10 protein-coding genes are annotated in these 17,818 nt (G+C 62.9%); 3 read left to right on the plus strand and 7 right to left on the minus strand.

Features of this window, described 5'->3' with window-relative positions:
• Positions 1 to 182 precede the first annotated feature (182 nt).
• The gene (locus ACJ8PN_RS15155; RefSeq protein WP_411261777.1) at positions 183 to 1,862 is read left to right on the plus strand and encodes a ShlB/FhaC/HecB family hemolysin secretion/activation protein; all 1,680 of its coding nucleotides are present in this window, start codon (positions 183 to 185) and stop codon (positions 1,860 to 1,862) included.
• A gap of 45 nt (positions 1,863 to 1,907) precedes the next feature.
• Positions 1,908 to 6,731, plus strand: a complete 4,824-nt coding sequence (locus ACJ8PN_RS15160; RefSeq protein ID WP_442535037.1) for a hemagglutinin repeat-containing protein — start codon at positions 1,908 to 1,910, stop codon at positions 6,729 to 6,731.
• A 45-nt stretch (positions 6,732 to 6,776) separates the two neighbouring features.
• On the opposite strand, the gene ACJ8PN_RS15165 is transcribed toward ACJ8PN_RS15160, so the two are convergent.
• From ACJ8PN_RS15165 to ACJ8PN_RS15190, 6 genes are all read right to left on the minus strand, one after another.
• Positions 6,777 to 8,426: a Na/Pi cotransporter family protein gene (locus tag ACJ8PN_RS15165; RefSeq protein WP_004936675.1), complete on the minus strand. Its 1,650-nt coding sequence runs from the start codon at positions 8,424 to 8,426 to the stop codon at positions 6,777 to 6,779.
• Between the two features lie 207 nt (positions 8,427 to 8,633).
• Positions 8,634 to 9,626 (minus strand): ABC transporter ATP-binding protein, encoded by a 993-nt coding sequence (locus ACJ8PN_RS15170; RefSeq protein WP_033631956.1) that lies wholly within the window; start codon positions 9,624 to 9,626, stop codon positions 8,634 to 8,636.
• Positions 9,627 to 9,630: 4 nt separating this feature from the next.
• Positions 9,631 to 10,416, minus strand: a complete 786-nt coding sequence (locus ACJ8PN_RS15175; RefSeq protein WP_044030314.1) for an ABC transporter permease — start codon at positions 10,414 to 10,416, stop codon at positions 9,631 to 9,633.
• Positions 10,417 to 10,433: 17 nt separating this feature from the next.
• Complete coding sequence (locus ACJ8PN_RS15180; protein WP_004936665.1) at positions 10,434 to 11,279, minus strand: ABC transporter permease; 846 nt, start codon at positions 11,277 to 11,279, stop codon at positions 10,434 to 10,436.
• Positions 11,276 to 12,085, minus strand: a complete 810-nt coding sequence (locus ACJ8PN_RS15185) for an alkaline phosphatase family protein (protein ID WP_016930299.1) — start codon at positions 12,083 to 12,085, stop codon at positions 11,276 to 11,278. The genes ACJ8PN_RS15180 and ACJ8PN_RS15185 overlap by 4 nt, the downstream gene beginning before the upstream one ends.
• Before the next feature lie 11 nt (positions 12,086 to 12,096).
• On the minus strand, positions 12,097 to 13,158 hold the full coding sequence (locus ACJ8PN_RS15190; protein WP_442535038.1) for an ABC transporter substrate-binding protein: 1,062 nt from the start codon (positions 13,156 to 13,158) through the stop codon (positions 12,097 to 12,099).
• A gap of 193 nt (positions 13,159 to 13,351) precedes the next feature.
• Here ACJ8PN_RS15190 and ACJ8PN_RS15195 point away from each other — a divergent pair, with 193 nt between their 5' ends.
• Positions 13,352 to 14,062 carry a UTRA domain-containing protein gene (locus ACJ8PN_RS15195; protein ID WP_015379250.1) on the plus strand — a complete coding sequence of 237 codons (711 nt, stop codon included), beginning with the start codon at positions 13,352 to 13,354 and terminating at the stop codon, positions 14,060 to 14,062.
• A 38-nt stretch (positions 14,063 to 14,100) separates the two neighbouring features.
• Here ACJ8PN_RS15195 and metH read toward each other — a convergent pair whose 3' ends face one another.
• Positions 14,101 to 17,796, minus strand: a complete 3,696-nt coding sequence (gene metH / locus ACJ8PN_RS15200; RefSeq protein WP_442535039.1) for a methionine synthase — start codon at positions 17,794 to 17,796, stop codon at positions 14,101 to 14,103.
• Positions 17,797 to 17,818 lie beyond the last annotated feature (22 nt).

Genomic DNA, 17,818 nt, shown 5'->3' on the forward strand with positions numbered 1-17,818 from the left:
CCGCCACAAAAGAAGCAGCCTAATTATTATTTAGATATATACCCACCGTCTTATTTGCTGCGGCAAATCAAGATACCTCGCAATGTGCATGTCGCTCATTATTTCGGGCCGGCCGTCGGCCGCCCGTGGTTAACCTCATGGATTGGGCTGGCTGCCCCGGCGGCCTCTCAGAATGGATTACAATGATAAAAAAAATCACCGCCTTGACACTGCTGGTCAGCACGGCCCTTTCCGCCGAAACCCTGCCGGACTCCCACATGATGATGGACATGTCGATGGGGGAATCACGGCGCGCGTTGCAAGACAGCACGCGTGAAGTCAACCAGTTGATTGAGCAACGCCGCTACCAGCAGCTGAAGCAGCAGCGCCTGCTGGCGGAACCGGAACCGGCCGCGCCCGCACTGCCGCAGTCCGCGCAGTGCCTGCCGATCGCCGGCGTTTATCTGCAGGGAGTCACCCTACTCTCGCCGGCTGATTTATCGGCCCTGAGCGCGCTGCCGGAACAGTGCATCAGCAGCAACGATATCAATCGCTTGACCCGTGAATTAACGCGTCTTTATGTGCAAAAGGGCTATATCACCGCGCGCGTGCAAATTGTTCGCCCTAATTCACAGGGGGAATTGGGGCTGAGCGTGACGGAAGGATTTATCGAGAAAATAGAAGGCGGCGATCGCTGGGTCAACAGCCGTTTATTATTTCCGGGGCTGGAAGGCAAGCCGTTGAAATTAACCGAGCTCGATCAGGGATTGGATCAAGCCAACCGTTTGCAATCAAATACCACCAAGCTGGATATATTGCCCGGCCGCCAGGTTGGCGGTTCGGTTATTCGTTTGCGCAATCAGCATGCCAAGCCCTGGCTGATTACCGCCGGCACGGATAATTACGGCCAAAAAAGCACCGGCCGGTGGCTGGCACGCGCCACTGCCACGTTGGACAGCCCGTTTGGCCTATCGGACTTTGTCAGCCTGAACGCCAACAGCACGCTGGAAAACCCGGCTCACCGCTATAATCGCGCCTATACCCTGCTCTATTCGCTGCCGTACGGCGCGTTCACCTTCAGCGGGTTCGCCAGCTTCTCGTCCTATGAAAACCACCAGCAGCTGCCGCACAACGTGGTCAAACTGCACGGCCAGACCCAACAGTACGGGCTGCGCAGCGACTACGTGTTTTATCGCGATCACGATCAGATAGACAGCCTGAGCGGCCAGCTGACCTACAAGCGCATCGACAACTACTTCGAAAGCGTGCGCCTTGAGGTCAGCAGCCCCACGCTGACCTTGGCCGAACTGAGCGCCAGCCACCTGCAAATTCTGCCCAATGGCGTGTTCAGCGCCAACCTCAGCGTCGAGCAGGGGATGCCGTGGCTGGGGGCTGGCCGCCACCCGAGTTCGGTGCACCTCGACAGCCGGTTCACCAAAGGCAAGCTGTTTGCCAACCTCAGCCAGCGCCTCCAGTTGGGTGACGCCACCTATCAGCTCAACAATCTGTTCTACGGCCAGTACAGCCGCGACCCGCTGCCCGGCGTGGAGTGGCTGAGCCTCACCGATCGCAGCGCCGTACGCGGCTTCAGCCGCAGCACCCAGTCCGGCGACAACGGCTGGTATCTGCAAAATACGCTGTCCCGCAGTTTCAATCTGGGTGCCACCTCGCTGACGCCGCGCCTCGGCGCCGACGTCGGCCGCATTCTGCCGCGTCAGGACAACTCGGGCTGGCGCAGCAGCGCCGGTGTGAGCAGCGGCGCCACGTTACGTTACCGCCAGGCGCTGGTCGATCTCGAGGTCAGCCGCGGCTGGATTTTGTCTAACCACGCTACGCCGGAAGATCCCGTTCAGGTGTTGGCCCGCTTTTCTTACACCTTTTAATCAACAGTTTTGCAGGACCCCACGGCAATATACGGAGATACATGGATGAAAAATAATAACTTCAGACTTTCGGCGGCAGGCAAACTGGCCGCCGCGCTGGCGATTATTCTCGCCGCTTCCGCCGGCGCCTACGCCGCAGAGATCGTTGCGGCCAACGGCGCCAACGGCCCCGGCGTCTCCACCGCTGCCACCGGCGCGCAGGTGGTCGATATCGTCGCGCCGAACGGCAACGGGCTGTCGCACAACCAATATCAGGACTTCAACGTCAACCAGCCCGGCGCGGTGCTGAACAACTCCCGCGAGGCGGGACTGTCGCAGCTGGCCGGCCAACTGGGCGCCAACCCCAATCTGGGCGGACGCGAAGCCAGCGTGATCCTCAACGAAGTGATCGGCCGCAATCCGTCTCTGCTGCACGGCCAGCAAGAGATCTTCGGCATGGCGGCCGACTACGTGCTGGCCAACCCGAACGGCATCAGCTGTCAGGGCTGCGGATTCATCAATACCAGCCATTCCTCACTGGTGGTCGGCAACCCGCTGGTGGAAAACGGCGTGCTGCAGGGTTACAGCACCTTCGGCAACCGCAACACTCTGAGCCTCAATGGCACCCTGAACGCCGGCGGCGTACTGGATCTGATCGCGCCGAAGATCGACAGCCGCGGCGAAGTGATCGTGCAAGATTTCAAACATTCGAATGGTAAAGTGACCTCGGCGACGATCAACGCCATCAGCGGCCTTAACCGGGTAGCGCGCGACGGCACGGTGCAGGCCAGCCAACAGATGCCGACCGCGCTGGACAGCTACTACCTCGGCAGCATGCAGGCCGGGCGCATCAACATCATCAACACCGCGCAGGGCAGCGGCGTGAAACTGGCCGGCTCGTTGAACGCCGGCGATGAACTCAAGGTGAAAGCCTATGATATCCGTAGCGAAAGCCGCGTCGACGACGCCAGCAGCAACAAAAACGGCGGCGATAACTATCAAAATTACCGTGGCGGCATCTACGTCAACGATCGCAGCAGCAGCCAGAAGCTGACCCGCACCGAGCTGAAAGGCAAGAACATCAGCCTGGTGGCGGATAATCATGCGCACCTCACCGCCACCAATATCCGCGGCGAAGACATTACGCTGCAGGGCGGTAAGCTGACGCTCGACGGCCAGCAGCTGAAGCAGACGCAAGGCCATACCGACGATCGCTGGTTCTACTCCTGGCAATACGACGTCACCCGCGAACGCGAGCAGCTGCAGCAGGCGGGCAGCACCGTCGCCGCCGGCGGCAGCGCCAAACTCATCAGCACCCAGGAAGACGTGAAGCTGCTGGGCGCTAATGTCAGCGCCGACCGTGCGCTGAGCGTCAAAGCGGCGCGCGACGTACACCTTGCCGGGCTGGTGGAGAAGGATAAATCCAGCGAGCGCGGCTACCAGCGCAATCACACCTCCAGCCTGCGCACCGGCAGATGGAGCAGCAGCGACGAAAGCGAAAGCCTGAAGGCCAGCGAACTGCGCAGCCAGGGCGAACTGACGTTGAAAGCCGGTCGTAATGTCTCGACTCAGGGCGCCAAGATCCACGCCCAGCGCGATCTGACGATCGATGCAGACAGCCAGATCCAGGTCGGGGTGCAGAAAACCGCCAACGCCAAAGCGGTACGCGATGACAAAACCTCCTGGGGCGGCATCGGCGGCGGCGACAACAAAAACAACAGCAATCGCCGCGAGATCAGCCACGCTTCCGAGCTGACCAGCGGCGGCACCCTGCGCCTGAACGGTCAGCAAGGCGTCACCATTACCGGCAGCAAGGCGCGCGGCCAGAAAGGCGGCGAAGTCACCGCCACCCACGGCGGCCTGCGCATCGACAACGCGCTGAGCACCACCGTGGACAAAATCGACGCGCGCACCGGCACCGCCTTCAACATCACCAGCAGTTCGCACAAGGCCGACAACAGCTACCAGAGCAGCACCGCCAGCGAGCTGAAGTCCGACACCAACCTGACGCTGGTCAGCCACAAGGATGCCGACGTGATCGGCAGCCAGGTCGCCAGCGGCGGTGAGCTGAGCGTCGAGTCGAAGACCGGCAACATCAACGTCAAGGCGGCCGAGCGGCAGCAGAACATCGACGAGCAAAAGACCGCGCTCACCGTTAACGGCTACGCCAAAGAAGCCGGTGACAAGCAGTACCGCGCCGGTTTGCGCATCGAGCACACCCGCGACAGCGAGAAAACCACCCGCACCGAGAATAGCGCCTCAAGCCTCAGCGGCGGCAGCGTGAAGCTCAAGGCGGAGAAGGACGTGACCTTCAGCGGTTCTCAATTGGTCGCCGACAAAGGCGACGCCAGCGTCAGCGGCAACAAGGTTTCGTTCCTGGCGGCCGACGATAAAACGGCCTCAAACACCGAGCAAACCAAGATCGGCGGCGGTTTCTATTACACCGGCGGCATCGACAAACTCGGCAGCGGCGTGGAAGCCGGCTACGAGAACAGCAAAACCCAGACGCAAAGCAGCAAAGCGCTCACCTCCGGCAGCGACGTCAAAGGCAACCTGACGATCAACGCCCGCGACAAGCTGACCCAGCAAGGCGCGCAGCACAGCGTCGGCGGCGCCTATCAAGAAAACGCCGCCGGCGTCGATCACCTTGCCGCTGCCGACACCGCCAGCACCACCACCACCAAAACCGACGTCGGCGTGAACATCGGCGCCAACGTCGATTACAGCGCCGTGACCCGTCCGGTCGAGCGCGCGGTCGGCAAGGCAGCCAAGCTGGACGCTACCGGCGTTATCAACGATATCGGCGGCATCGGCGCGCCTAACGTCGGCCTGGATATCGGCGCACAGGGCGGCAGCAGCGAAAAACACAGCAGCAGCTCGCAGGCGGTGGTCAGCTCGGTGAAAGCCGGCAGCATCGACATCAATGCCAAAGGCGAAGTGCGCGATCAGGGCACGCAGTACCAGGCGAGCAAAGGCGCGGTCAACCTGACGGCGGACAGCCACCGCAGCGAAGCCGCGGCAAACCGTCAGGACGAGCAGAGCCGCGATACCCGCGGCAGCGCCGGCGTGCGCGTCTACACCACCACCGGCAGCGATCTGACCGTGGACGCCAAGGGCGAAGGCGGCACCCAGCGCAGCAACAGCAGCGCCAGCCAGGCGGTGACCGGCTCGATCGACGCGGCCAACGGCATCAACGTCAACGTGAAAAAAGACGCGGTCTATCAGGGTACCGCGCTGAACGGCGGCAGCGGTAAAACCGCCGTCAACGCCGGCGGCGATATCCGCTTCGATCAGGCCAGCGACAAACAGAGCGAGAACCACAGCGGCTTTAACGTCAAAGCGTCCGCCAAGGGCGGTTTCACCGCCGACAGCAAAAACTTCGGCGCCGGTTTCGGCGGCGGTACCAACAACGGTGAAAGCAGCAGCAGCACCGCGCAGGTCGGCAACGTCAGCGGCCAGGGCGTGGCGCTGAAGGCGGGCCGCGATCTGACGCTGCAGGGCACCAACGTCAAGAGCCAGGGCGACGTCAGCCTGAACGCGGGCAACCAGGTCGCGCTGCAGGCGGCGGAATCGACCCAAACGCGTAAGGAAAGCAAGCTGTCCGGCAATATCGATCTGGGCGCCGGCAGCAGCGACAGCAAGGAAAAAACCGGCGGCAGCCTCTCCGCCGGCGGCGCCTTCGACATCGCCAAAGTCAATGAGTCCGCGACCGAGCGCCAGGGTGCCACTATCGCCTCAGACGGCAAGGTCACCCTGTCCGCCAACGGCAAAGGCGATGACGCGCTGCATCTGCAGGGGGCCAAAGTCAGCGGCGGCAGCGCCGCGCTCGAAGCGAAAAACGGCGGCATCCTGCTGGAATCCGCCAAGAACGAGCAGCATAAGGACAACTGGAATCTGGGCATCAAAGCCAACGCCAGAGGCGGTCAAACCTTCAACAAGGACGCAGGCGGCAAGGTCGATCCGAACACCGGCAAAGACACCCACACGCTGGGCGCAGGTCTGAAAGTCGGCGTGGAGCAGCAGGATAAAACCACCCACGCCAACGCCGGCATCACCGCGGGCGACGTGGCGCTCAACAGCGGCAAAGACACCCGCCTTGCCGGCGCGCGCGTCGACGCCGACAGCGTACAGGGCAAGGTGGGCGGCGATCTGCGCGTTGAAAGCCGCAAAGACGTCGAGACAGGCGTGAAGGTGGATGTGGATGCCGGTCTGAGCCACAGCAACGATCCGGGCAGCAGCATCACCTCCAAGCTGTCGAAGGTCGGCACGCCGCGCTACGCCGGCAAAGTGAAAGAGAAACTGGAAGCCGGGGTGAACAAAGTGGCCGACGCCACCACCGACAAGTACAACAGCGTGGCGCGTCGCCTCGATCCGCAGCAGGATACCACCGGTGCAGTCAGCTTCAGCAAGGCTGACGGCAAAGTCACGCTGCCGGAAACGCCGGCCGGCGAAAAACCGCAGGGCCCACTGTGGGATCGCGGTGCACGCACCGTCGGCGGCGCGGTGAAAGACAGCATCACCGGGCCGGCGGGTCGCCAGGGGCAGCTCAAGGTCAATGCCGACGTGGTGAACAACAATGCGGTCGGCGAGCAATCGGCGATTGCCGGTAAGCACGGCGTGGCGCTGCAGGTCGGCGGCCAAACCCAACTGACCGGCGGCGAAATCCGCAGCCAGCAGGGCAAGGTGGAACTGGGCGGTAGCCAGGTCAGCCAGCAGGACGTCAGCGGCCAGCGCTATCAGGGCGGCGGCCGCGTCGATGCGGCGGCCACGGTAGGTGGACTGTTAGGCGGCGCGGCGAAGCAAAGCGTCGACGGCAACGTGCCGTTCGCCAGCGGCCATGCCTCAACTCAGCAGGCGGACGCCAAAGCCGGCGTGTTCAGCGGCAAATAACGCTCTCCCCTACGCAACGCTCCCGGTTTTCCGGGGGCGTTTTTTTTACAGCGTGCTTGGGGTGTCTTCCCAGTCGCGATCGTCGTCTTTCGCATCCTGATCCAACACGTTGTAGGCCACGGCGCAAAACAGCGAGTTCAGGCGCTTCATGTCCCCCAACAATCCCAAATGCAGCGAACTGGTCTCGATGCTCTGCACGTTTTGCTGATGCAAACGATCGACGTGCGCGTGCGCGTAGCGGCGATCCAAAATACGGAAACGGTGCTTGGAACGGCGCAGGCGTTTGGCGCTGGTGACGTCGCCGGACAGGAACACCGACAACCCCAGACGCAGGTTGCCGATCAGCCGTTCGTGCAACCCGTCCAGTTCCGCCAATCCTTCCGCCGAGAAGGCGCGGCGCGCGGCGTGCGATTTGGCGCCCACGTCGCCGGCCATGCGCTCGATGATGTCGCCCGCCTGTTCCAGGTTGAGCGCCATTTCGATGATTTCCGCCCAGCGGCGCGAATCTTCCTCGCCCAGATCTTCCTTCTGGATCTGCGCCAGATACAGCTTGATGGCGGTGTACAGCACGTCGACGTCATCGTCGAGTCGCCGCACCTCTTTATCCACGCCTTGCTTACCGTGCAGCACTTCGCGCTGCAGGATCATCATGTGTTCCACCACGTCGCCCATGCGCAGCGTTTCGCGCGCCGCGTTGGCCAGCGCCAGCGTCGGCGTATCCAGCGCACTGGCGTCCAGATGACGCGGCCGCATGCGCGGGTCGTCGGCCGCCACGTCGACGATCAGCCGTTCGCACAGCGTCGCCATCGGCCCGGCCAGCGGGATCATCACCAGACAACGGATCAGGTTGTAGAACACGTGGAAATAGATCACCAGCTCTTCGCTGCCGCCCGGCAGCTGAGCCATCACATCCGCCAGATAGGAGACGAACGGCAACACCAGGATGCAGCCCACCAATTTGAACAGCAGGCTGCCTAGCGCCACGCGCCGCCCGGCGGCGTTCTGGCCGCTGGCGTTGATCATCGCCAGCAGGCCGCTGCCGAGGTTGGCGCCGATCACCAGACAGAGCGCCACCTTCAGCGAAATCACGCCGGTGGCGGTCAGGGTGGCGGTCAGCAGCACCGCGGCCAGGCTGGAATAGCTGACGATGGCGAACAGCGCGCCGGTCAGGGCGTCCAGCATCACATCGCCGGTCAGCGACGAGAACAGCACTTTTACCCCTGCCGCCTGGGTGATCGGCGTGGCGGCGGCCACGATCAGCTCCAGCGCCAGCACGATCAGCCCAAGGCCGATCAAGACGCGTCCGATCTGGCCGATCCGCATCTGCTTGCGGCTGAGGAACAGGAAGACGCCGACCAGGATCAGCAGCGGCGACAGCCAGGAAAGATCGAAGGTCAGCACGCGCGCCATCAGCGCGGTGCCGACGTCGGCGCCGAGCATGATCACCAGCGCAGGCGCCAGCCCCACCAGCCCCTGCGCGACGAAAGAGGTCACCAGCAGCGCGGTGGCGTTGCTGCTTTGCACCAGCGCGGTCACGCCGATGCCGGAAACGAACGCCAGCGGTTTTTTCTCAACGCTGTCGCTCAACACGCGCCGCAGATTGGCGCCGTAAACCCGCATGATCCCGGTGCGCACGATGTGGGTGCCCCACACCAACAGCGCCACGGACGAAAGCAGGTGAAGAAGGGTCAGCACGGAAGATACGCTCCATTAACGCCCGGCCAAAGGAGGCTGATACCCGATGCCTGTCACGCGACGCAGAGAGGCGAGCCAAAGGATGACGGGTACAGCGCGCAGTCCCGCCTGCCGGGCGTGGGTCTGGCAGGACAGCGGGCGGGCGGCAGACCGCAGAAGAGAAGGGTTAAGGCGGCGGTGGGAGAGCCCCGGCGCCGCGCTGCGAAGTCATGCAACTTCCCGCAATACAACAGGTTCCAAGTGTAGCCCAATTTCCGCGCCGTCGGGCCGCAGATCGGCCACCGAACGGTTGAGCACGTCAACCAGCAACTCTACCTCGCGAACCTGAATCCGATAGCGTACCACATTCCCGAGCAAACTGTGGCCAAGGATCACCCCGCCGATCCCCTGTCCGGCCGGCAACAGCCCGATAGACTCTGGGCGGATCGCCACCTTGCCGGCATAGCTGCGCCCGGTCAGCCGGCCGGCCTGTTCGGCGCTCAGCAGGTTATAGTTGCCGATAAAACCGGCGGCGAAGGCGTCCGCCGGCTGGGTATACAGGGTTTCCGCATCACCGCTCTGCACGATCTGCCCCTTGTTCATCAGTACGATGCGATCCGACAGGGTCAGCGCCTCTTCCTGATCGTGGGTGACGAAGATCGCCGTCAGGTTCAGCTCGCGTTGAATGCGCCGGATCTGCTCGCGCAGATGTTTGCGGATGCGCGCGTCCAGCGCCGACAGAGGTTCGTCGAGCAGCAGCAGACGCGGGCGCGTGACCAGCGATCGCGCCAGCGCCACGCGCTGACACTGGCCGCCCGACAGCTGGTGCGGATAGCGCTTCGCCAGATCGCTCAGCTCCACCAGCGCCAGCACCTCCTGCACCCGCTGGCCGATCTGCCCGGCCGCCAGCTTCTGCATTTTCAGGCCGAAGGCCACGTTGCCTTCCACCGTCATATTGGGAAACAGCGCATAGCTTTGGAACACCATGCCGATGCCGCGCTTTTGCGGTGCCAGCGGCACCAGATCCTGGCCCTGCAGTAAAATTTGCCCGCTGTCGACCGGAGTCAGGCCGGCCAGACAGCGCAACAGCGTCGACTTGCCGCAGCCGCTTGGCCCGAGCAGGGTGACAAACTCCCCCTCTTCGGCGGTGAAATCGATATCCTGAAACACCTGGGTCTGGCCATAATGTTTGTTCAGGCGGGTGACGTTGAGATAAGCCATCGGGTTAACCCTTGTTTTTATTCAGCAGGTTCGCCAGCCAGGTGACGAGCAGCACCACGGCGAAATAGGAGATGACCAGCGCGCTGGTGAAATGCCCGCTGCCGTTGCGCATATTGAACAGATAGACCTGCAGCGTTTCATACTGGCTGCCCACCAGCAGGTTGGCGAACACGAACTCGCCGATCAGGAACGAGAACGACAGCAACACAGCGATCGTTCCGCCCTTGCGCAGATTCGGCAGCACCACCCACAGCGCCGCCCGCCAGGTACTGGCGCCGAGCAAGTGCGCTGCGTCCATCAGATCGCGCAGGTTGATCGCCTGCATGTTGTTGCTGATGGCGCGATAGATAAACGGCAGTGCGATGGTGAAATAGCAGCCCACCAAAATCCAGGGGGTGCCGAGCAGCGGCAGCGGATCGGCGGCGAACAGTTGCATCAGCCCCACCGCCGACACCACCGGCGGCACGGCGAACGGCAGCAGAATCAGCACGTTCATCACCGCGTCCAGCCTGGGGAAGTAGTAAGCGATCACAAACATCGCCGGCAGGATCACCACCACCGACAGCAGCAGCGTGCCGAAGCAGATCAGCAGCGAGTGCCACAGCGCCTGCAAAAAGCGCGGATCGCTCCACAGCGCCGTCAGCCACTTCAGGGTAAAACCGTCCGGCAAAATGGTGGCGCCCCACTGGGTAGCCAGCGCGTAAATCAGCGTCGCCGCCAGCGGCAGCAGTAGGATCAACAGCAGCAGGCCGGTCACCGTACGATGATAGAGGCGTTCAACACGCGACATAAGCATTCTCCAGCCGGTTATGAGCGCGCATTGAGGTAGCTCCTGCGCAGCATCCATTGGTGGATCACCGTGATAAACGCCATCATCACCACCAGCAGCATCGCCAGCGCGCTGGCCAGGTTCGGATCGAGGGAGATGTCCCCCGCCACCAGCGCCGAGATGCGGATCGGGATCACGTTGAAGTTGCCGGTGGTCAGCGCATACACCGTGGCGTAGGCGCCGAGCGCGTTGGCCAGCAGGATGACGAAGGTGCCCATCAGCGCCGGCGCCAGCACCGGCAGGCCAATATGCCGCCAGTAGCGCCAGGGGCCGGCGCCGAGCAGCGCCGCCGATTCGCGCCAGTCGGCGCGCAGCGCGTCGAATGCCGGATACAGCAGCAGCACCCCGAGCGGGATCTGGAAGTAGGTATACAGCACGATCAGGCCGCTCTTCGAATAGAGGTTGAAGCTCTCCATCAGGCCGTATTTGCGCAGCAGCAACGTCAGGCAACCGTTCAGCCCCAGCAGAATGACGAAGGCGAACGCCAGCGGCACCCCGGCGAAGTTGCTGGTCATGTTGGTGAACGACATCACGAAGTCATGAAACCGGGTCTGGCCGAGCTGGCGCAGTGAGTAACTGCCAACTAACGCGATCAGCAAGCCGTAGACGCTCGACCATAGCGAGATCTCCAGCGAGAACTGAAACGCCTGCAGGTAGAACGGCGAGGTGAGGATATCGACATAGTTGCCCCAGCCCCAGCCGCTGGTCTCGCTGAAAAAGCTGTGAATGGCGATCCACACCAGCGGGGCGATCTGAAACGCGCCGAACAACACGATAAACGGCAGCAGGCACAGTGCGGCGATCCATTTGGTTTTACTGTTCATCGCGCATCCTGCGCCAGCAACGCCCGGCAGCGCGGCTTGTCGTGCGGCGCCTGCAGCAGATCGCAGATCGTGCCGCACAGCTCGGTTTGCTGCGGATCGGCGTCATCCAGGCTGAAGCCCGCACCGAACACGAACAGCGGCACCTGGCGCTCTTCCGGCAACACCCCTCCGTGGCTGCGATCGTCGTTCATGCCGTGGTCGGCGGTGACCAGCACCTGATAACCGGCCGCCAGCCACTCGGGCAGATAGCGCGACAACGAGCCGTCGGCGCGCCGCGCCGCGTTGCGGTACTGCGGCGAAGAGAGGCCGAAGCGGTGGCCGGCGTCGTCGATGTTCATCGGATGGATCAGCAAGAAGTCCGGCTGATGACGCTGGCGCAGGCTTTCAGCGTCGTCGAACAGATGGCTGTCGGGATAGCCGTCGTCGTAATAGAAATGCCCGTGCTGAATCGGCAGCTCGGGGGCGTCGGTATGGCGGTCGCGCGCGGCGTCGAACGGCGTGCGGTTATACAATTCGCTGAACCAATGATACGCGGCGGCGGCGGTGGTCAGCCCGGCGGCGCGCGCGTAATGAAACACGCTTTGTTGATGAGAAAGGCGCGAGACGTGATTGTGCACCACTCCGCTCTCCACCGGCGTGACGCCGGTGAGAATGCATTCATACAGCGGCCGGGAGAGCGAGGGTAACTCGCTCTCCAGCAGGTACAACCGCCCGCGTCCCGCCGCGCATTCGGCCTGCAGATAACCCATGGCGTCGTGCGCCACCCGGTAGTTGAGGCCGTCCAGCAGCACGAGGATCGTTTTCATGGTGCGTTAACTCACTGCTGCATAAACATAATGACGTTTTCCTGCCACAGGCGCGGCAGCGCTTTGGCGCTCTGTTCCCAGGCCGCCGGATCGGCGATCGGGTGCGCATTCTTGTACTGCTCGGCCGGCAGCAGCTTGGCCTTGACGTCGTCCGGCAGCGTCAGATGTTCGGCGCGGATCGGGCGGGCATAGCCGCGCGCCAGGTTGATCTGGCCGGCGTCGGAGAAGATGTATTCGCGCGCCAGCTTGGCGGCGTTCGGGTGCTTGGCGTATTTGTTGATGATGGTGGTGTAGCCGGAAGTGATCGAGCCGTCCGACGGGATCAGCACTTCAAAGCGGGTTTTGTCGATCTGATCGCGGTAGTTCAGGCCGTTAAAGTCCCACACCACGCCAACCTGCACTTCCCCTTTCTCCAGCGACGCGATCACCGGGTTACTCAGGCTCAGGCGGCCGGCCTTGGCCAGCTTGCCGAAGAATTCCAGGCCCGGCTTGAGGTTTTTCTCGTTGCCGCCCATCGCGTAAGTGGCGGCCAGCACGCCGCTGGCCGCCTGCGACGCGGTGCCGACGTCGCCGATGGTGACCTGATAGCTGCCCTTGAGCAGATCGGCCCAGCTGTGCGGGATGTCTTTCACCTGTTGCTTGTTAATGATGAAGGCGATGGTGCCGGTGTAAGCCAGCGCCCAGTGGCCATCTTTGTCTTTCGCCCAATCCGGCACCTGATCCCAGGTGGAGGGTTTGTACGGCTGCGTTACGCCCTTCTGCACCGCCACCGGGCCGAAGGCCGCGCCGACGTCACCGATGTCCGCCGTAGCGTTGTTCTTTTCCGCATCAAATTTGGCGATCTCCTGCGCAGAGCCCATGTCGGTATCGACATGCTTCAGGCCGTATTTGCTCAACAGATCTTGCCAGGTGCCTTTCCAGTTGGCCCAGCTGTCCGGCATGCCGACGCTGTTGACTTCGCCTTCTTTTTTAGCGGCCTGCTCCAGCGCCGCCAGATCGGTATCCGCGGCCCAGCTCATCTGGCTGGATAACACGATGGCACTGGTTAACACAGAAGCGCACAAACGTTTCATAACTGATGCTCCAGGTGGTAGTGTGGGGATGGCTGGACTAGTCCAGCCAGGACCAAACCAATCTAACGGACGAATGTGATAATTATATGTCAGCTTAAAAAAGCGACAGTTTTATCACCCATTGCAACGGCGAAAACGCGACGCTGGTCTACCTTAAGGAAGGCCAAACGCACTGAAACGGGACACCCGCTGTATGAGTGAAGCACCAACGACTGTCGCCACCATCTGCCAAACGCTGAGCGCCCGCATCACCGCCGGCGAGTTCGCTGCGGGCGGCAAGCTGCCCTCCGAACGCGCCCTGAGCGAGCAATTCGCCACCACCCGCATTACCTTGCAGGAGGCGCTCGGCCAGTTGGAGGCGCAGGGCGTCATCTACCGCCAGGTGCGGCGCGGCTGGTTCATCTCGCCTCCACGTTTGATCTACAACCCGCTGCAGCGCAGCCATTTTCACGCCATGGCGCAGCAGCAGGGGCGCGCCGCGCATACCGAAGCGATCGACAGCGCGGTCGTCACGCTCGACGCGCCGCTGGCCGGCCGCCTGGCGCTGCCTCCCGGCGCGCAGGCCTATCGCATTCGCCGGCTGCGCTACATCGACGGGCGCGCGGTGCTGTACTGCGAGCACTATCTCAATCCGGCCTATTTCCCCGGCATTCTGGACGAAGATCTGACCCAGTCACTGACCGCGCTGTACGCCGCACGCTACGGCATTCACTACGGCCGGGTGCGTTTCGACATGCTGCCCACCCTGCTGCCGCAGCAGGCCGCCGCCATGCTGAAGGTGACCTACGGCAGCCCGGCGCTGTTCATTACGCGGGTGAATCGCGATCAACATGACCGGGTGATCGATTGCGACCTGGAGTATTGGCGGTACGACGCGCTGCACATCGACGTGGAAGCGCTGTAAATGACAAGGGCGCATCGCTGCGCCCTTGAAGAGGAAAGTCAGTCGGCGTCGTAGCCGAGGTTTGGCGCCAGCCAGCGTTCGACCTCGCTCACGCTCATCCCTTTACGCGCCGCGTAGTCTTCCACCTGATCGCGCTGGATCTGCGCCACCGCGAAGTACTTGCTCTCGGGGTGGCTGAAGTACCAGCCGGACACCGCCGCCCCCGGCCACATGGCGAAGGACTCCGTCAGTTCCATACCGGTGTGGCGGTTGACGTCCAACAGCTGCCAGATGGTCGCTTTTTCGGTGTGCTCCGGGCAGGCCGGGTAGCCCGGCGCCGGCCGGATGCCCTGATAGTTTTCGCGGATCAGTTCTTCGTTGCTCAGGCTCTCGTCGGCGGCATAGCCCCAGTGCAGCTTGCGCACCTGTTCGTGCAGGTATTCGGCGAAAGCCTCCGCCAGACGATCCGCCAGCGCCTTGACCATGATTTTGTTGTAATCGTCGTGCTGTGCGTCGTACGCCGCCGCCAGCGCGTCCTCCTCCAGCCCGCCGGTCACCGCGAAGGCACCGAAGTAGTCGGCCTTGCCGCTGCTTTTCGGTGCCACGAAGTCCGCCAGACAATAGTTAGGGAAGTCGGTTTTTTCCGTCTGTTGCCGCAGGTGGCGGCTCACCGCCAGCACCTCGTCACGTCGTTCGTCGCGGTATACCTCCACGTCGTCGCCAACGCGGTTGGCCGGGAACAGGCCGTAAACGCCGCGCGGGTTGAGGCTGCGCTCGACGGCCAACCGATCCAGCATCTGATTGGCGTCATGGAACAGGCGCTTGGCCTCTTCCCCCACCACCTCGTCTTCCAGGATGCGCGGGTATTTGCCCGCCAGCGACCAGGTCATGAAGAACGGCGTCCAGTCGATATAGTGGCGCAGCGTCTCGATGCCGGCCGACACCGGAAACACGCCAAGCTGCCGCGGCGCCGGCGGCTGATAATCGGCCCAGTCCAACACCATGGCGTTGGCGCGCGCCTTGTGCAAATCGACCGGCGGCGTGCGCGGTTTTTTGCGCGCGTGCTGAATGCGCACCGTTTCATACTCTTTGCGGGTGCGCGCCACAAACTCGTCGCGCTGGGTAGCGGACAGCAGCGCCGACACCACGCCCACGGTGCGCGAGGCGTTCTGCACGTAGGTGGTCGGGCCGCTGTAGTTCTGCTCGATTTTCACCGCGGTGTGCGCCTTGGAGGTGGTGGCACCGCCGATCAGCAGCGGCAGCGTAAAGCCCTGGCGCTCCATCTCTTTGGCCACGTTGACCATCTCGTCGAGCGACGGCGTGATCAGCCCCGACAGGCCGATGATGTCGACATTCTCCTCGCGCGCGGTGCGCAGGATTTTCTCCGTCGGCACCATCACGCCCAGATCGACGATTTCATAGTTGTTGCACTGCAGCACCACGCCAACGATGTTCTTGCCGATGTCGTGCACGTCGCCCTTCACCGTCGCCAACAGGATTTTCCCCGCGGAGGTGCCCTGCTGCTTGCTGGCCTCGATGTACGGTTCCAGGTAGGCCACCGCCTGCTTCATCACGCGGGCGGATTTCACCACCTGCGGCAGGAACATCTTGCCCTCGCCGAACAGATCGCCGACCACGTTCATCCCCGCCATCAGCGGCCCTTCAATCACTTCGATCGGCCGTTCGGCCTGCTGCCGGGCTTCTTCGGTGTCCAGCTCGATAAACTCGGTGATGCCCTTCACCAGCGAATATTCCAGCCGCTTCTCCACCGGCCAGCCGCGCCATTCCGCCTGCTGCACCACCGCTTCGCCGTCTTTACTGCCGCGGTACTTTTCCGCCAGCTCCAGCAGGCGTTCGGTGCCGTCCTCGCGACGGTTGAGGATCACGTCTTCTACCGCCTCGCGCAGCTCGCCGGGCAGATCGTCGTAAATCGCCAGCTGCCCGGCGTTGACGATGCCCATGTCCATGCCGTTGCGAATGGCGTGATACAGGAACACCGCGTGGATCGCTTCACGCACCGGATCGTTGCCGCGGAACGAGAACGACACGTTGGACACCCCGCCGGAGATCATCGCGTGCGGCAGGTGGGTTTTGATGTCGGCGCAGGCTTCGATAAAGTCGACGGCGTAGTTGTTGTGCTCTTCGATGCCGGTGGCGACGGCGAAGATGTTCGGGTCGAAAATGATGTCTTCCGGCGGGAAACCGACGCGTTCGGTCAAAATTTTATAGGCGCGGCGACAGATCTCGAACTTGCGCTCGCGGGTATCCGCCTGGCCCACTTCGTCGAACGCCATCACCACCACCGCGGCGCCGTAGCGGCGCACCAGCCGGGCATGGTGGATAAAGGCCTCTTCGCCCTCCTTCATCGAGATCGAGTTGACGATGCCCTTGCCCTGAATGCACTTCAGGCCTTTCTCGATAACGGACCACTTGGAGGAGTCGATCATGATCGGCACCCGGGCGATATCCGGCTCGCCGGCGATCAGGTTGAGGAAGCGCACCATCGCCGCTTCGGCGTCAAGCATCCCCTCGTCCATGTTGATGTCGATGATCTGCGCGCCGCTCTCGACCTGCTGGCGCGCCACGTCGAGCGCCTCGTTGTATTTCTCTTCTTTGATCAAGCGTTTGAAACGTGCCGAACCGGTGACGTTGGTGCGCTCGCCGACGTTGACGAACAGGGTGTTGGCGTCGATGGTCAACGGTTCCAGACCGGCCAGGCGGCAGGCGACCGGGAGCTCCGGCAGCCGACGCGGCGGCACGCCCTCGACCGCCCTGGCCATCGCGGCGATATGTTCCGGCGTGGTGCCGCAGCAGCCGCCGATGATATTGAGGAAGCCGGCCTGCGCCCACTCCCCGACCTGGCGCGCCATCTCGGCCGCATCCAGATCGTATTCGCCGAAGGCGTTCGGCAAACCGGCGTTCGGGTGCGCGGTGACGTAGGTCTCCGAGATGCGCGCCAGCTCGGCGACGTACTGACGCAGCTCATCCGGCCCCAGGGCGCAGTTCAGGCCGAAGGTCAGCGGCTTGACGTGGCGCAGCGAATTGTAAAACGCTTCGGTGGTCTGGCCGGACAGGGTGCGGCCGGAAGCGTCGGTGATGGTGCCGGAAATCATGATCGGCAGTTCCACCCCCAGCGCTTCGAATTCGGTTTCCACCGCAAAAGCGGCGGCCTTGGCGTTCAGGGTGTCGAAGATGGTTTCGATCATGATCAGATCGACGCCGCCTTCCACCAGCGCGCGGGTCGATTCGCGGTACGCCGCCACCAGCTCATCGAACGAGATGTTGCGGAACGCCGGATCGTTGACGTTCGGCGAGATGGACGCGGTGCGGTTGGTCGGCCCCAGCACCCCGGCGACGTAGCGGGGTTTTTCCGGCGTGCGCGCCGTCCATTCGTCGGCGCAGGCGCGCGCCAGGCAGGCGGCCTGATAGTTAATCTCGGCGGACAGCGACTCCATATGGTAGTCGGCCATGGCGATGGAGGTGGAGTTGAAGGTATTGGTCTCAAGGATATCGGCGCCCGCCTCGAGATAGGCGTAATGAATGGCGGTGATCACTTCCGGCTTGGTCAGCACCAGCAGATCGTTATTGCCTTTCAGATCGCTGCGCCAGTCGGCGAAACGCTCACCGCGGAAATCACGCTCGTCCAGGCGATAGCTCTGGATCATGGTGCCCATGCCGCCGTCCAACACCAAAATGCGCTGCGCTAACTGGCGGCGCAGTTGTTCTACTCGATTCGTCACTGTAACCCCTTCCATTGCCATCCAGCCCATTGCTCAA

Origin of the sequence: Serratia sp. CY76391 (assembly GCF_052166695.1) — a bacterium.
Taxonomy (GTDB): domain Bacteria; phylum Pseudomonadota; class Gammaproteobacteria; order Enterobacterales; family Enterobacteriaceae; genus Serratia; species Serratia nematodiphila.

Excerpts from the sequence above, each read along its gene's own strand:
- ACJ8PN_RS15155 (WP_411261777.1), top strand. The coding sequence starts at position 183 with ATGATAAAAAAAATCACCGCCTTGACACTGCTGGTCAGCACGGCCCTT.
- ACJ8PN_RS15160 (WP_442535037.1), top strand. The coding sequence starts at position 1,908 with ATGAAAAATAATAACTTCAGACTTTCGGCGGCAGGCAAACTGGCCGCC.
- ACJ8PN_RS15170 (WP_033631956.1), bottom strand. The coding sequence starts at position 9,626 with ATGGCTTATCTCAACGTCACCCGCCTGAACAAACATTATGGCCAGACC.
- ACJ8PN_RS15175 (WP_044030314.1), bottom strand. The coding sequence starts at position 10,416 with ATGTCGCGTGTTGAACGCCTCTATCATCGTACGGTGACCGGCCTGCTG.
- ACJ8PN_RS15180 (WP_004936665.1), bottom strand. The coding sequence starts at position 11,279 with ATGAACAGTAAAACCAAATGGATCGCCGCACTGTGCCTGCTGCCGTTT.
- ACJ8PN_RS15185 (WP_016930299.1), bottom strand. The coding sequence starts at position 12,085 with ATGAAAACGATCCTCGTGCTGCTGGACGGCCTCAACTACCGGGTGGCG.
- ACJ8PN_RS15190 (WP_442535038.1), bottom strand. The coding sequence starts at position 13,158 with ATGAAACGTTTGTGCGCTTCTGTGTTAACCAGTGCCATCGTGTTATCC.
- ACJ8PN_RS15195 (WP_015379250.1), top strand. The coding sequence starts at position 13,352 with ATGAGTGAAGCACCAACGACTGTCGCCACCATCTGCCAAACGCTGAGC.
- metH (WP_442535039.1), bottom strand. The coding sequence starts at position 17,796 with ATGGAAGGGGTTACAGTGACGAATCGAGTAGAACAACTGCGCCGCCAG.